This is a genomic window from Ignavibacteriales bacterium (genome assembly GCA_016709765.1).
Taxonomy (GTDB): Bacteria; Bacteroidota; Ignavibacteria; order Ignavibacteriales; family Ignavibacteriaceae; genus IGN3.
In genome coordinates, this window is sequence record JADJMD010000008.1 from 137940 (window position 1) to 152804 (window position 14865).

Sequence of the window (14865 nt, forward strand, 5' to 3'; positions counted from 1 at the left end):
CAATATTATTTTTATTTAACGATTGTTCCTTTTAAAAAACTTAATTATGTTCATGCACAATTTATTCTTTAGATATTATCAACCGGAGAAAACATCTTAATCATCTACAAAATCCAGCCAAATGAATAAACCCAAAACAGAACTTGTTCGCGGATTAACATTAACTGCCGCCATTATGATTGCTGCAGGCTCAATGATTGGTTCAGGTATATTCAGAAAGCCAGCAACAATGGCTGGTCAACTGATGTCACCAGAATTGCTTCTTATTGTATGGTTAGTTGCCGGTATCATTACTTTTATTGGAGCGCTTTGTAACGCAGAAGTTGCTGGTATGATAGATGCAACCGGCGGACAGTATGTTTACTTTCAGAAAATGTATGGAAATTTTGTTTCCTACTTGTACGGATGGTCTGTTTTTGCTGTAATCCAAACGGGTGCACAGGCTGCAATCGCTTACGTGTTTGGTGAATATATTTGTTACTTCGTTAAATTTCCTAATTTACCAGCCTCTCTACAGAATTTTTCTTTTTATATACCAATTGTTGGAAACATTTTCCCTCTTGCGGAGTATGGTGCAAAGTTATCTGCTATCATTTGTATTCTATTTTTAACGGGAATCAATTATGTAGGCGTGATGTTTGGTGGAGCTGTTCAAACATTAATTACATATATAAAAATTGGTTCAATGGTTCTGTTATCTGTACTTTTATTGACAAGTGGTGTTGGCAGTATAAATAATTTGTCATCCGGATTCGTAATTCCAAATGCAATTTCATCAAACTTATTTACTGTATTGGGGTTGGCGATTGCAGGTGCTTTTGGGCTTACGATGGTTGGAATAATTTAACATTTGTAGCAGGCGAAATTAAGCAGCCTCAGCGAAATGTTCCGCTTGGATTGTTATTTGGTACGCTGATAGTGATAGTAGTTTATATGCTAATTAATGCAGCTTACCTGTATGTACTTCCAATTGATATAATGGCAAAATCACCATTAGTTGCCGCATCAGCTGCAGAAGTAGTTTTTGGATCAAGCGGTGCAGCATTAATTTCAATAGCTGTAATTATTTCAACTTTTGGAGCACTTAATGGAAGCATACTTGCAACTGCAAGAGTTTGTTTTGCTATGGCAAGAAACAATATGTTTATTAAGAGCTTAGATAAGATTCATCCAAAATTTGCAACACCGCACACTTCACTCGTTGCTCAAGGATTATGGTCTTGTCTGCTTGTTCTTTCCGGTAGTTTTGATACAATTACAGATTACGTAATGTTTGCAGATGGTTATTCTATATGCTTGGCGCTTATGGAGTAATAGTTTTAAGAAAAAAATGCCCGATGTTCATAGACCATATAAAGTTTGGGGTTACCCTTACACACCAATGATTTTTGTGATCTTTTCATTTTTGTTTCTTTTAAATACTTTAATTTCTGATTATGAAAATGCTGCAATGGGATCTCTTCTCATTTTATTAGGTCTGCCATTGTACTTTTGGAGAATTGCAAAAAACAAAAAAAACAATAATAATTGATCTAAAATTTAGAGGTTTACATGCCAAAAGAAGTTCTATTTATAATTCTTGGGTTATTAGCTGGAACATTTAGCGGTGTAATTGGCTTAGGCGGCGGTGTAATAATTGTACCAGCTTTAGTTTTTTTATTTGGACTATCTCAGCAGCAAGCACAAGGTACAACTTTAGCCCTAATGGTTCCGCCAATTGGAATACTTGCAGCTTATGCATACTATCAACAAGGATTTGTTGATTTAAAAATCGCCGCACTAATTTGTGTGGGTTTTATAATTGGCGGCTGGTTAGGCGCTAAATTAGCCGTAAATCTATCTCAAAATGTTCTTCAAAAAATATTTGCAGTATCTTTATTTTTAATATCAATAAAAATGTTTTTTTCAAAGTAGTGATGTATAATTAATAATTTGTAAAATTGAACCAACTAGATTAAATGGAATTAACTCTAAAAAGAAATATTAAAATTCTTATAGTTGAAGATGACGAACTTAATATTAAGATGATTTCATCTTTTCTTAAGGACAAATATGAGATTGAAGCTGCACGATCAGGGGATGAAGCACTAAAGAAATCCGTTGATGATCATTTTGATATTTTTTTAATGGACATTGGACTAAAAAAAGAAATGAGTGGATTAGATGTTACAGCAAAACTTAGAAAAACCTCTGAATATAAAAACACACCAATAATTGCAATAACAGCCTATGCGCTTTCTGGTGATAGAGAAAAGATTTTAAGTGCAGGATGTTCACATTATTTATCAAAACCTTTTACAAAACAACAATTATTACATCTATTAGGAAAAATTGTAAATGATATTGAGAAGATGGATTAATAAATAATAGTAATCCCCCAATAAACCAAAATTTGCGGAGAGGGTGGGACTTTCTATTCTGTCCATATTTCTTTTAATTTCAATCTAAAATTACCTTTTTTATTACACCTCCTTACAATGTCTCCATCTATTATGCAAAATATTAGATAAAAAAATAGCCATCATCGATGGCTATATCAATTAAATTTATGTTTAAACTATGCGGTTAGAAGATTATCCAGCTTCTGAACATCCGAGAAGTTACCTGCACCACCCTATTTTCAATTTCGATTTACGGCATTTACAAATATTAAAAGGGAAAATAATTACAATAAAATTGTAATAAATTTTTAATTGTTAAATAATTTTACTACTCGTAAAATTATTCATTATCGAGGGGTGATGTTACATTAATCAATCTGCTTTTTGCTGATTTTTAAATTTTCAAACAGGGATAATATTTGTGTTTTAAAGCGTTTTAATTGAGGGATGAATGTTTTTTAATTTCCAACTATTGTAAAAAAATTTTATCAAGATCAAGCAAAAAATATAATCATAATAAACTCAAAGATTACTCATAATTTATTAATCGATGTCTCACTATTTAAATGGACAAGTACTGTTCTGTTTATGAGTTCTATAGAAATCGCCAAATGGCTTTTATTATCAATATTAACAATCACCCCTCGAATGCCTTTAAAAGGTCCAGAATTTATTTCAACTAATGTCCCTTTATAAAAACCGTCGATAACATTTATTCTAGGATTTACAATAATCATTTTTTGTAAATTTTCTATTTGCCAGTCTGGTACAATTGAAGGTTTACCTGCGTCTGATAGACATCGTGTTACTTGCTTATTTTCAAGTGAGATTAGTCTTTCTTTTTCTGTAGCATTTATAAAAATATAACCAGTAAATAAAGGCGAGATGATTTCTTTTGCTCTATCACTCCATTTTTTTATAGCCTTTTTTACAGGTAGAAAGACTGTGATACCTTGAGCCTTGAACGATTCTTCAACTTTAAACTCACAACGAGAATGAGTGTAAAGGACATACCAATATTTAGTGATTTGTTTATCTGTCATATATGTCTACTAAAACAATTAATTATTAAAAATAATTAATACTAACATCATCATAACTATAAATTAACGATTGATTAAATTATATTTATTAAAAAGATAAAGATATTTATGAAATTTTCAATACTAATAATAATTATTACCCAATTGCTTTTTACAGGAAGCGATTTATTGGCCAGATTTAATATGACTAAATATGGCTTTAAGTTTTCAGCTTTTTTATCGATTTGGTTTTTACTTTACTTTATTATCAGAAATGTGGCCATGTTTGGTCAGTTATATATCTTTACAACTATTGAATTGGGCAAAACAATGGCATTGTTTGGCGCTATTTCCATAATCCTTTCTAATCTATTGGGGTTTTTAATTTTAAAGGAGGTTTTACCGCTTGGAGTTTATATAGGCGTGTCTTTTGCAGTAGTAGCTTTTTTGATTTTAGCTGTAAGTAAATAGCGTATTGAATAAAAAATATTATCGTAGTAAAGAATTAAATCTTTACTAGGAGAAATAAGATTCATCTGCCCATCCACCCGCCATCAACCGTAACAACGCTACCATTGAGATAATTTGAAGCATCTGAGCAAAGAAAAATTATTGTGCCCATTAAATCTTCTGGTGTTCCCCATCTTCCGGCAGGAATTCTATCCAATATAGATTTATTTCTTACAGCATCCTCACGAAGCGCTTTTGTATTTTCTGTCGCGATGTATCCAGGAGCAATTGCATTTACGGTTACTCCTTTTGATGCCCATTCATTTGCGAAAGCCATAGTTAATTGTTTTATTCCACCCTTAGATGCAGCGTAACCCGGGACAGTAATTCCACCTTGAAAAGAAAGTAATGAAGCAATGAAAACAATTTTGCCATAGCCCCGTTCCGCCATTTCTTTCCCGAATTCTCTTGTAAGAATAAACTGTGCGGAAAGATTAACATCAATTACTTTATCCCAGTATTCATCAGGATGTTCTGAGATTGGTTTACGTAAAATCATTCCAGCATTGTTTACAAGAATATCAATCTTATTAAAATCAGATTTTACATCTTTGATAAATTGATAAATTGAATCACGATCAGAAAAATCCGCCACATATGATTTAAATTTCCTTCCTGTTGCACCAATAATTTTTTCTGTTTCTGTAAAATCACTTTGAAATGAAACTCCAATTATATCTGCACCAGCTTCTGCAAGTGCTTGAGCATAAGCCTGGCCAATTCCTTGATTTGATCCTGTGACAATTGCAGTTTTTCCATCTAATTTGAATTTATCCAATATCATAAAAACCTACTCTGTATTATTTTTATTTGTACTACTTTATTTAACGATAAATGATAGACGAGTATTAATTTTAATATCCAAAGTATTTTGGAATAAACAAACTTAAATCTGGTATATATGTAATTATTAACAGCGAAATAATCATAGCAATAAAAAAAGGAATTAATGGCTTAATAACTTTCGTGATTGGAAGATCAGCTACAGAACATCCAACAAATAAAACACTGCCGACCGGAGGAGTGCATAATCCAATACTCAGATTAACAACCATAATAATTCCAAAGTGTATTGGGTCAACTCCAAGTTGAGTTGCGACAGGTAAAAATATTGGAGTGAAAATTAAAACCGCTGGGGTCATATCCATAAACGTTCCAACAAAAAGTAAAATCAAATTTATTAATAAAAATATTACGATCTTACTATCTGATAGTGCAATTAAACCTGAAGCAACATTCTGCGGTATGTTTTCGTAAGCCATCACCCAGGACATTGCCATTGAGGTAGCAATTAACATCATTACTACTGAGGTTGTTATAGCACTGCTAAGTAGTATTTGAGGTATGTCTTTAAACTTAACTTCTCTATAAATAAATACTGAGAGAAAAAACGCATAGAATACTGCTATTGCAGATGCCTCAGTTGCTGTGAAATAACCGGCAACAATTCCACCAATTACTATTATTATAAGTAAAAGACTTGGTACTGCTTTAAAGAATACTACAACCCCTTCTTTTGAAGTAGTGCTACTTTCAACTCTATAATTATGTTTTTTCGCATAAATGCCTGCAACTACCATTAATGATACACCTAATAAGATTCCCGGCAAATAACCTGCAAGAAACAAAGCAGCAATCGATACTCCACCACTTGCAAGTGAATAAACAATTAGAATGTTGCTTGGCGGTATTATCATTCCAGTTGTGGCAGAAGTGATATTTACAGATGCAGCAAATGCAGGATCGTAACCTTCTTTTTTCATAACGGGAGTCATAAATCCACCAATTGCAGAAGCAGCAGCAACAGCAGAACCAGAAATGGCACCGAACAACATAGCAGCAAGTATGTTTACAAATGCTAAACCTCCTGGTAATCTACCAACAAGAATTTTGGCGAAATCAATTAACCTTCTGGCTATACCGCCACTGTTCATCAATTGACCGGCTAAGATGAAAAACGGTATTGCAAGAAGTGCAAAACTATCCAACCCAGTTGCCATACGCTGTGATACTGTTGTTAATGCAGGTATTACTTTAATACTAACCAGCATTGTTAAAATGCTTGATATACCAATACTATAAGATATTGGAACGCCAAGTGATAATAGAACAACAAATGAAACTACAAGGATTAAAATTTCTACTATTTCCATTACATCCCTAATAACTATCTTTTATCAGTTACAATATGTTTTAATTTGTTTATCTCTTCGAAAATAAAATAGAATGAATAAAACATCATCAATAAACCACTTATCGGTAAGATTAGATAAACAAATCCTAATTTTATTTGCAGTGCTGCAGATATTTGATTTAATGCTAATGTAATCGTAACCAATCTCATTCCTCCGATTACCATTACAAATAATGCAAAAACAAAAACGAAAAATTGAATGAGAATCTCTAGAAATGATTTATACTGAGTTGATAATTTTGTTGCTAGCAAGTCAATTGCAAGATGCATTTTCTGACCTGCAACATAGCTCGCCCCTAAAATGCCTATCCAAACAAGCATGTATCTTGCAAGCTCTTCAGTAAAAGAACTTGGTTTTGCTAAAATAAATCTTGATAACACCTGCCAAAGCACATTAATTGTCATAATCGCAAAGATGATTATAACAACCCATTTTAAAATAAAGTCAATATTTTTTTTAATTGAAGTAAGAATCATTTGATTGCCTTTATTTTTTGAATAAGTTCATAGATTTCAGGTTCACTATTAAATTCATCGATTAAAGATTGGACTTTTTCATTAAAAAGATTTTTATCAGGATAATAAATTTTAACTCCAGCTTTTTGGACTTCATCTAATGCTTCAATTGTTGCAATCTGCCAAAGTTCTTTTTGATACTGATACGATTCATCTGCCGCTTCTTGTATCCATACTTTTTCTTCTTGTGATAAATCTTCCCAGATAATTGTACTAATTAATAATACATCCGGTACAGAAGTATGTTCATCAAGAGAATAATGTTTACATACTTCATAATGCTTAGATAAATAAAAACTGGGTGGATTGTTTTCTGCTCCATCAACAACACCTTGCTGTAATGCGGTATACAATTCACCCCAGGAAATTGGTGTTGCAGAACCTCCCAAAGCATTCACAAGCTTCACCGAAGTCGGACTTTCCTGTGTTCTTATCTTTAATCCTTTAAGATCATCCGGCTTAATGATAGGTTTATTTTTAGTATAAAAACTTCTGCTGCCAGCATCGTAATAACATAAACCTCTTAACCAGAATTTTTCGGTGCTTCTTAAAAGTCCTCTTCCAAAATCACTTTCAAAGAATTTGAACTTATGCTCATCATCTCTAAAAATGTAAGGAAGAGAAAACACTTTAAAGTTTGGACTAAAGCCCTCCAGCACTGATGATGAAACTTTTGTCATTCCCAAACTGCCTATTTGCAATAGCTCTAAGCATTCACGTTCAGTTCCAAGCTGCTGGCTTGGATAAATTGACATCAAAATTTTTCCATTGGATTTTTCAGCAACTCGACCTGCCATAAATTCCATCGCCTTGTGTACAGGATGAAATTGGTCAAGCCCGTGCCCAATCTTAATGGTTCTAATATCAGTTGTTTTTACACAGCCAGAGAAAAATATTAATACAAATATTCCAGCAATAAAATTTTTATTTAGATAATTCATTCGAAACAGATGTTTTTAAAAAATTAAGTATTTAAGTCTTTAAATGATTATAACTATTTCAGATTCTGCATTGGTATCCAATCCATATCATCAAAAACCTGATTCTCACCACCCATTGCCCAGATGAATGAGTAATTTTGAGTCCCAACACCTGAGTGCATTGACCAGCTAGTTGAGAGAACGGCCTGTTTATTTCTTATTATTATATGTCTTGTTTCGGTTGCTTCTCCAAGAATATGTATAACAAATGAATCAGGTTTCAAATTAAAATACATATAGACTTCAGATCTTCGTTGATGTGTGTGGGCAGGCATTGTATTCCAGACGCTTCCTTCATCCAGTTCGGTCAATCCTAAAACCAATTGACATGTTTTCATTGTGCCGGGATGGATGTACTTATAAATTGTTCTTTTATTTGAATCTGATGATGAGCCTAATTTTACTGGAGTTGATTGTGAAAACTTAATATGCTTATCGGGATAAGTCTTGTGAGCAGGATAACTTACGAAGTAAAATAAAGCTGGTTTACTAGCTGATTTACTTTTAAACTCAATGGTTTTTTCACCACGACCTATATACAGCCCATCTTTATTATCCATTTTATAAACTTTCCCATTAACTAATACGGAACCGTTATCGCCAATGTTAATAATTCCAAGTTCTCTACGTTCAGTAAAATAATTTGCTGCCATTTCTTTTTTTGTCGCAACGAGTTTAAGCGCTTTACCTGCCGGAACAGCTGAACCTGTTATTGACCTATCAACATCAGAATAAGTCATCAGCATTTTATTTTTCTGAAAAAGGTCTTCAATCAAAAAAGATTTTCGTAATTCATCTGTTCCAAGTTTTTTAAATCCATTTTGATTGGGTGAATATCTTACATCCATTTTGTATTCCCTTATTTAATAATTAATTCTCTCACCAGTTTGTATGAAAAAACTCTCCACGAGGTTTATCTGTTCTCTCATAAGTGTGCGCACCAAAGTAATCTCTTTGTGCTTGAAGCAGATTTGCTGGCAATCTTGAATTTCTATATCCATCAAAATATGTAAGCGCACTGCTTAACGCAGGAACCCAAATACCATTATTGATTGAAGTTGAGACAACTCTTCTCCAAGATTCCTGTGATTCTTCAATTTTTTGTTTGAAAATTGATCTAGCAAAAGATTCATAAGATTTGGATTTTTATCAAATGCTTCCTTAATCTTACCAAGAAAAACCGATCTAATGATACAGCCTCCGCGCCACATCAAAGCAATCCCGCCGTAATTAAGATTCCAATTATATTCTTTTGCAGCATTACGCATTAAGATATAGCCCTGTGCGTAAGAAATAATTTTAGAAGCATATAATGCTTTGCCAATATCGTCTATAAATACTTTCTTATCGCCAGTAAAATTTGGTTTAGGACCAGACAATATTTTTGATGCCTCGACTCTTTCCTCTTTTAATGCAGAAAGCGCACGAGCAAAAACTGATTCACTTATTAACGTTAAGGGCACCCCCATATCCAGCGAAGCTATTACTGTCCATTTACCAGTTCCTTTTTGTCCTGCAGTATCAAGAATCTTTTCAACAAGGGGCTCACCATTTTCCTTTGTATTTAATATATCTCTTGTTATTTCAATTAAATAACTTTGCAGTTCCCCTTTATTCCATTCCTTAAATATCTCAAACATTTCTTCATATGAAAGGTCAAGTAAATCCTTCATTATTTGGTAAGCCTCACAAATAAGCTGCATATCTCCATATTCAATTCCATTGTGAACCATCTTTACAAAGTGTCCTGCACCATTTTCTCCAACCCATTCACAGCAGGGAATATTACCTTCAACTTTTGCTGAAATAGATTGAAAGATTGGTTTAACAAATTCCCATGCTTTGAACGACCCACCGGGCATAATCGATGGACCCGTAAGCGCACCTTCTTCCCCGCCAGAAACTCCGGTTCCAACAAAAAGAAAACCTTTTTCTTCAAGATAGCTTGTTCGTCTTGTTGTATCAGGGAAGTGTGAATTGCCTCCGTCAATGAGAATATCACCTTTATCCAAATAGGGAATTAATTCTTCAATCAATTCATCAACCGCTTTACCAGCAGGAACCATAATTAGTATTTTCCTTGGTAGTTCCAATTTTTGAACCAACTCTTCTAATGATTTTACACCAGATATTTTTTTGCCAGACGATTTCTCTTTAAGATACTTTTCAACTTTTGATGAGTCTTTATCAAACACAACAACTGAATAGTTTTTGCTTTCCATATTTAAGGCAAGATTTCCGCCCATAACTCCAACCCCAATTAATGCAATATTTGAGAGTTCCAATTTTTATTCTCCAACCAATTAAATATTAAAACGATTTTTAGATGCCCATAACCCAAGCGCAGGATTTGAAATGTAAAAGATTTCTTCTCCATCAGGCATTTTATTAATTCCATCAATAAGTTTTTCTGGGTTATATTTTTTTATCATCTCATCTAATGATGCATATTCAAAATTTACACTTTCAATTTCTTCTTTTGTAAGATTACCAGGACAATAAGTTATCTTAAACCTGTTTTCTGATGACCCATGAATTAAATGAGCTGCCGCAGCAAGATTATTATTTATATCGCTATAATTTTTAACATAGTTTAATATCTCTGGAGTCGTTTTATATCCATACTTTCTAATGAGTGAATCAATTTCCTTATCTTCGCCAAAAGTGCTTAGCCCTGGTGCAAGGACTATCAATTCCCCATCATCAGCAATTGCCATTCGGGTTCGATAAATACTTTTGTTTCCAAGCCAGGTACTTTTGAATTCCATAGGGTCAAGGTAAACCACAACTTTATTGAGCGGTTTATCAAGCATAATAAAGTTTGCTTTTAAAGATAATTCTGCTGCAAGCTTGAAGCATTCATAATCATCTCCAATAAACAGACCTTTAATTACAAGCTTATTGTTTTCATCTTTTCCGATAACAGTTAAGATATAAATGATAGGCAAATGTTTTGCAAAGTTGTCTGATGCATAATTCAATACTTTTCTTACCGGTGTATCTGCCCTTCCCATAATTCTTTCCATTCCATAAACAGCCCCAAGATAATGGCTTTTGTGAATTCCACCCTTCCCGCCGGTGCCAACAAAAATATTTTTATTGTAGTTAGCCATTCCAATAACTTCGTGTGGAACAACTTGACCGATTGAAAGAATTAAATCGTGATTTCCTTTTGCGAGAAGATTATTTACTTGTGCCGGCCAGGTAAAATCTAATTTACCTTCGGAAATTTCTTTAATGTATTCAGAAGGAACTTCACCTAAAGTCGCAAGATCTTCTTTCCACTTGTGTACTCTAAATAGATTTGCGGGGACAGAACCAAACATCATTTTTTTTTCTTCATCACTAACAGGAAAGTGTGTTCCTGTTGCTGGAAGAACATCAACTAATTTCTCTTTATAATATTCATAAACAAATTCTGTGATTATTCCAGCTTGCGAATGATATCTTGTGAAATCTGGTGGAACAGCTAATACTTTTTTTCTATCGCCAAGTTTTTGCAAGGTAGAAAAGATAAATTCTTTTAACTGTGCATTACTTATTGATTCGTTCTCTGATCCTTTAGAAAAGTATAACATATTTATTTTTCCCATCCAGGAAGTTCAGGCAAATAACTTTCAAACTCTTTTAAAAGTTTTTCTTCATAATCGCCAGCAAAAGTTCCTGAAAAAAATTTATCCGCAGACTCTTCATAAAATCTTTTCCAGCTTTCTTCTTCATGTCCGGGATTGATCGGATAAAACAATACACCATTTGATTTTGCCGCTGATTGATCACCAGGAGCATCACCAATCATCAATATTTTTTTATCAGAATATTTTCCTTTTGCTGCATATTTAAGATGTTCAGTTTTAGTTCCATATTCTTGCCCGGCAATCACTCTAACATAGTCCTGAATGTTGTGTTCTTCCCATTCTCGAGTTAATGCTTCCCCAGGGGTTTGAGACACCACAATCAAATCCGCTTTCTCCTTCATTTTATCTAACGATTCTTTAACAAATGGAAATGGTGGAATATCAAATACCATTTCTTCAATAATTTTATTTACTTCTTTGGACCAATCTAAAGTTAAATTTATCAAGTAATCGTCTTTTTCTTTAGCATATTTTTCAAGAGCGGGATTACCAAGTTTGTTTTCTATGTTAACCCATTCAGCTACAGCAGTCATATCTAAAAATTTCATTCCACGTGCTTTAACTTCAGGTCTCCTTTCAAGAAGTTCAATTGCTCGTAACAATGCTTTAAATCTATTTACACCACGAGTTTTTGAATAAAGATTTACAAACTCCCAAACTTCACGAGCATATTTAGAAATCTTTTGCAATTTGTAATGTTTGATGAACGTTGGACAAAAAGCCTCTTTCTGTTTTATTTCCATTGTATCAAACACACAACCATCAGAATCTATTCCAACAAAAAATTCTTTTGTGGGTTTTAAATCTTCCAACACTTTTTGTGGATTGTCAATCATCTATCACTCTAATATAAATTTAATTAAACAGTATTCTAATTTTGTGTAAAAGAAACCGGAGTGAAAAAGGAGTAACACTCCGGCTCTACTAACTAACTGCAAATTAACTAACACGATTAATTTGCTCCAGAAATTTCGATTATCGTTTTACTCTTGCATTACCTTCCCAAACACTCCAAACCATTTCTTCATCAGCAGGCTGAGCATAATCTGTTTGGAAAGTTGTGGCGAGCGCACCGGAGGCCCATCCGAATTGAATCCATTTTGCTGGTTCCCAATTCTTTAGAATTGCATAAATTAATCCACCAACAAAACCATCGCCGCCACCGATACGATCAAGTACATTTATCTCTCTTGGATTTACAACATGCCAGTTGCTGCCTTCCAGCATTATTGCTCCCCACAAATGTTTATTTGAATTTACAACTTCACGTAAAGTGGTTGCAAAAACTGATGCATTAGGAAATGTTTTCTTTACTCTTCCAATCATCTCTTTAAAGTTTCCAATTTTTTCTTCAATCTCTTTTCCACCTGCTTCAGGTCCCTCTATACCAAGACAGAGTTGATAATCTTCTTCATTGCCAACGAGTATATCAGAGAGAGAAGCTATTTCAGTAAATGCTGATCGTAATTCTTTATCACGATCTTTCCAGAAAGTAGCGCGATAATTTAAATCGAAAGAAATTTTAGTACCATGTTTTTTTGCAGCTCTTGCTAATTCTAAACAGAAGTTACAAGTTTCTTCAGATAGCGCAGCAATTAATCCTGATAAATGAATTATCTGAACGCCCTCTTTTCCAAATATTCTATCCAAATCAAAATCTTTTGCATTCAATGTTCTGCCAATCTCACCAGCTCGATCATTATGAACTCTTGGTCCACGTGAACCAAACCCGCTATCAGCAATATTAAATTGATGACGATATCCCCAAGGGCCACCTTGAGGAACATCTTTACCTTCAAAATCCATATTTCTACTTTTCAAATTGCTTTTTATGAATTTTGCAATAGGACTATCTTTTACAAAAACGGTTAAGACTTTTACAGGAAGTCCAAGAAAAGAAGAAATACTCGCCACATTCGTTTCTGCACTTGTCGCTTGAAGTGTATATGTATCACTACAATGAACAGGTTGTCCATTTATGGGAGTTATTCTAACGCCCATACTTGTTGGTACTATTAAAGAATATTTGTAATCTTTTTTTAATTCTAGATCCATTTACATTAACCTCGTTATAGATTTATTTGGATTAACATTTTAATGTTTTTTTATTATGATTTTTAAACACCACTATAAGAATTAAAGCCGCCATCAACGGGAATGACAATTCCTGTAACGAATTTTGATAAATCAGAAATCAGGTAAAGTAATGTTCCGATAAGTTCATCAGGTTCACCAAATCTGCCCATAGGCGTGTTGGATAATATTTTTTCTCCACGTGGTGATAGCTTTCCTGATTCTTTATCATAAAGTAAAAATCGATTTTGATCTGTTACAAAAAAGCCCGGGGCTATTGCATTAACACGAATATTAACTTTAGCAAAATGAACTGCGAGCCATTCCGTTAAATTGTTTATACCAGCTTTTGCTGCTGAATAAGCTGGAATCTTTGTTAGTGGATGGAATGCATTCATTGAAGAGATATTAATTATACTTCCACCATTTTTTAGAAGATCTTCAGCGTAAACCATTGTTGGAAGAACTGTACCCAAAAAATTCAAATCAAATACTTTTCTAAATCCATCAATGTCTAATCCAAATAAAGTTCCAGATAAATCATCAAGCTTAGTATCAACTACAAATTCTTCTTTTGTTGTAGCAGATGGAGCATTACCGCCGGCACCATTTACTAAAACATCAACCTTACCTAGCTTGGAATGAATTTGATTTCTGCTTTCAATCAGTAAATTTTTATCAAGTACATTTGCAAAAATTCCGATAGCACCAGAATTAGTTTTTTCATTAATAAGATTTGCAACTTCGTTGGCACGTTCAAGATTAAAATCTACAATTGCAACTTTAGCTCCTGCTTCTGCTAATCCTAACCCAAGCGAAGTGCCGATTACACCGGCACCACCTGTAATTACACAAACTTTATTTTTAACACCAGGTATTTCGTATTTCATTTACTATCCCTCTAATTTTTATTTACTGAATTGATACTGTTCATAATTGTTTTAGCATTTTCAGTAAGCTTCAAATAATTTTCTTCTTTAATCGCTTTATCATCAAGCAAAGCAGAACCAATTCCAACTGCACAAGCACCTACTTTCAGCCAATCGCCAGCATTAGTTAACGTAACACCTCCAGTCGGCATTAGTTTAAGATGAGGCATTGGTGCTAAAATAGCTTTGAAAAAAGGCATCCCAACTACATCAGCAGGAAAAACTTTTGCTATATCTGCACCCATCTCAAAAGCTGAATAAATTTCACTCGGAGTAAAACAACCAGGCATAACTGGAACATCATACTTTTGCGCCATCTCAATAATTTCTTTTTTTAGGATTGGACTAACAACATATTTGGCTCCAGCTTTTATTGCATCTTCGGCAGTTTGTTTATCTAATACTGAGCCAACTCCAACGATAATATTCTCATCTAATTCCTGAGACATTTTTTCAATCAATTTAATTGCGTTTGGAACCGTCATTGTTATTTCAACAATTGATACTCCGCCATCAGAAATCGCTTGAATTACTTTCTTAAGCTTGTCCTCCTCTTTTACTCTTAAAACAGCAACAGCTTTACGTTTAAATATTTCATCAAGTATTTGTTTTTTATTCATAATAT

At 33.5% G+C, this 14865-nt stretch carries 17 protein-coding genes and 1 pseudogene; 6 read left to right on the forward strand and 12 right to left on the reverse strand.

Annotated elements, in window-relative coordinates; genetic code table 11:
* Positions 1–121 precede the first annotated feature (121 nt).
* Genes IPJ23_02020 through IPJ23_02040 form a run of 5 tightly spaced genes read left to right on the forward strand, consistent with a single transcriptional unit; the run spans position 122 to position 2360 of the window.
* Positions 122–847, forward strand: a complete 726-nt coding sequence (locus tag IPJ23_02020) for an amino acid permease (protein ID MBK7629497.1) — start codon at positions 122–124, stop codon at positions 845–847.
* The gene (locus tag IPJ23_02025) at positions 745–1314 is read left to right on the forward strand and encodes an amino acid permease (GenBank protein ID MBK7629498.1); all 570 of its coding nucleotides are present in this window, start codon (positions 745–747) and stop codon (positions 1312–1314) included. Before IPJ23_02020 ends, IPJ23_02025 begins: the two co-directional genes overlap by 103 nt.
* Positions 1315–1330: 16 nt before the next feature.
* On the forward strand, positions 1331–1531 hold the full coding sequence (locus tag IPJ23_02030; protein ID MBK7629499.1) for a hypothetical protein: 201 nt from the start codon (positions 1331–1333) through the stop codon (positions 1529–1531).
* Between the two features lie 20 nt (positions 1532–1551).
* Entirely contained in the window at positions 1552–1914 is a 363-nt protein-coding gene (locus IPJ23_02035) for a sulfite exporter TauE/SafE family protein (GenBank protein ID MBK7629500.1), read from the forward strand.
* Positions 1915–1958: 44 nt separating this feature from the next.
* Positions 1959–2360 carry a response regulator gene (locus IPJ23_02040; GenBank protein ID MBK7629501.1) on the forward strand — a complete coding sequence of 134 codons (402 nt, stop codon included), beginning with the start codon at positions 1959–1961 and terminating at the stop codon, positions 2358–2360.
* 554 nt (positions 2361–2914) lie between these two features.
* Here the strand turns inward: IPJ23_02040 and IPJ23_02045 are convergent.
* On the reverse strand, positions 2915–3424 hold the full coding sequence (locus IPJ23_02045; protein MBK7629502.1) for a UpxY family transcription antiterminator: 510 nt from the start codon (positions 3422–3424) through the stop codon (positions 2915–2917).
* Positions 3425–3532: 108 nt separating this feature from the next.
* Here IPJ23_02045 and IPJ23_02050 point away from each other — a divergent pair, with 108 nt between their 5' ends.
* Entirely contained in the window at positions 3533–3874 is a 342-nt protein-coding gene (locus IPJ23_02050; GenBank protein MBK7629503.1) for a hypothetical protein, read from the forward strand.
* 61 nt (positions 3875–3935) lie between these two features.
* On the opposite strand, the gene kduD is transcribed toward IPJ23_02050, so the two are convergent.
* The 11 genes and pseudogenes from kduD to IPJ23_02105 form a co-directional block, all read right to left on the reverse strand.
* Entirely contained in the window at positions 3936–4694 is a 759-nt protein-coding gene (gene kduD / locus IPJ23_02055) for a 2-dehydro-3-deoxy-D-gluconate 5-dehydrogenase KduD (protein ID MBK7629504.1), read from the reverse strand.
* Positions 4695–4767: 73 nt separating this feature from the next.
* Positions 4768–6066, reverse strand: a complete 1299-nt coding sequence (locus IPJ23_02060) for a TRAP transporter large permease (protein ID MBK7629505.1) — start codon at positions 6064–6066, stop codon at positions 4768–4770.
* 14 nt (positions 6067–6080) lie between these two features.
* Positions 6081–6584 carry a TRAP transporter small permease gene (locus IPJ23_02065; protein MBK7629506.1) on the reverse strand — a complete coding sequence of 168 codons (504 nt, stop codon included), beginning with the start codon at positions 6582–6584 and terminating at the stop codon, positions 6081–6083.
* Positions 6581–7564: a TRAP transporter substrate-binding protein gene (locus IPJ23_02070; GenBank protein MBK7629507.1), complete on the reverse strand. Its 984-nt coding sequence runs from the start codon at positions 7562–7564 to the stop codon at positions 6581–6583. The genes IPJ23_02065 and IPJ23_02070 overlap by 4 nt, the downstream gene beginning before the upstream one ends.
* Positions 7565–7617: 53 nt before the next feature.
* Positions 7618–8451 (reverse strand): 5-dehydro-4-deoxy-D-glucuronate isomerase, encoded by an 834-nt coding sequence (kduI, locus tag IPJ23_02075; GenBank protein ID MBK7629508.1) that lies wholly within the window; start codon positions 8449–8451, stop codon positions 7618–7620.
* A 31-nt stretch (positions 8452–8482) separates the two neighbouring features.
* A pseudogene (gene gnd, locus IPJ23_02080) lies at positions 8483–9849 on the reverse strand (decarboxylating NADP(+)-dependent phosphogluconate dehydrogenase).
* Positions 9850–9906: 57 nt separating this feature from the next.
* Positions 9907–11181 (reverse strand): DUF2088 domain-containing protein, encoded by a 1275-nt coding sequence (locus IPJ23_02085; protein ID MBK7629509.1) that lies wholly within the window; start codon positions 11179–11181, stop codon positions 9907–9909.
* Between the two features lie 2 nt (positions 11182–11183).
* Positions 11184–12074 carry an HAD family hydrolase gene (locus IPJ23_02090; GenBank protein MBK7629510.1) on the reverse strand — a complete coding sequence of 297 codons (891 nt, stop codon included), beginning with the start codon at positions 12072–12074 and terminating at the stop codon, positions 11184–11186.
* A gap of 139 nt (positions 12075–12213) precedes the next feature.
* Positions 12214–13293, reverse strand: a complete 1080-nt coding sequence (locus IPJ23_02095; protein ID MBK7629511.1) for a sugar kinase — start codon at positions 13291–13293, stop codon at positions 12214–12216.
* Between the two features lie 62 nt (positions 13294–13355).
* Positions 13356–14201: an SDR family oxidoreductase gene (locus IPJ23_02100; GenBank protein MBK7629512.1), complete on the reverse strand. Its 846-nt coding sequence runs from the start codon at positions 14199–14201 to the stop codon at positions 13356–13358.
* Positions 14202–14212: 11 nt separating this feature from the next.
* On the reverse strand, positions 14213–14860 hold the full coding sequence (locus tag IPJ23_02105; protein MBK7629513.1) for a bifunctional 4-hydroxy-2-oxoglutarate aldolase/2-dehydro-3-deoxy-phosphogluconate aldolase: 648 nt from the start codon (positions 14858–14860) through the stop codon (positions 14213–14215).
* Positions 14861–14865: the final 5 nt, after the last annotated feature.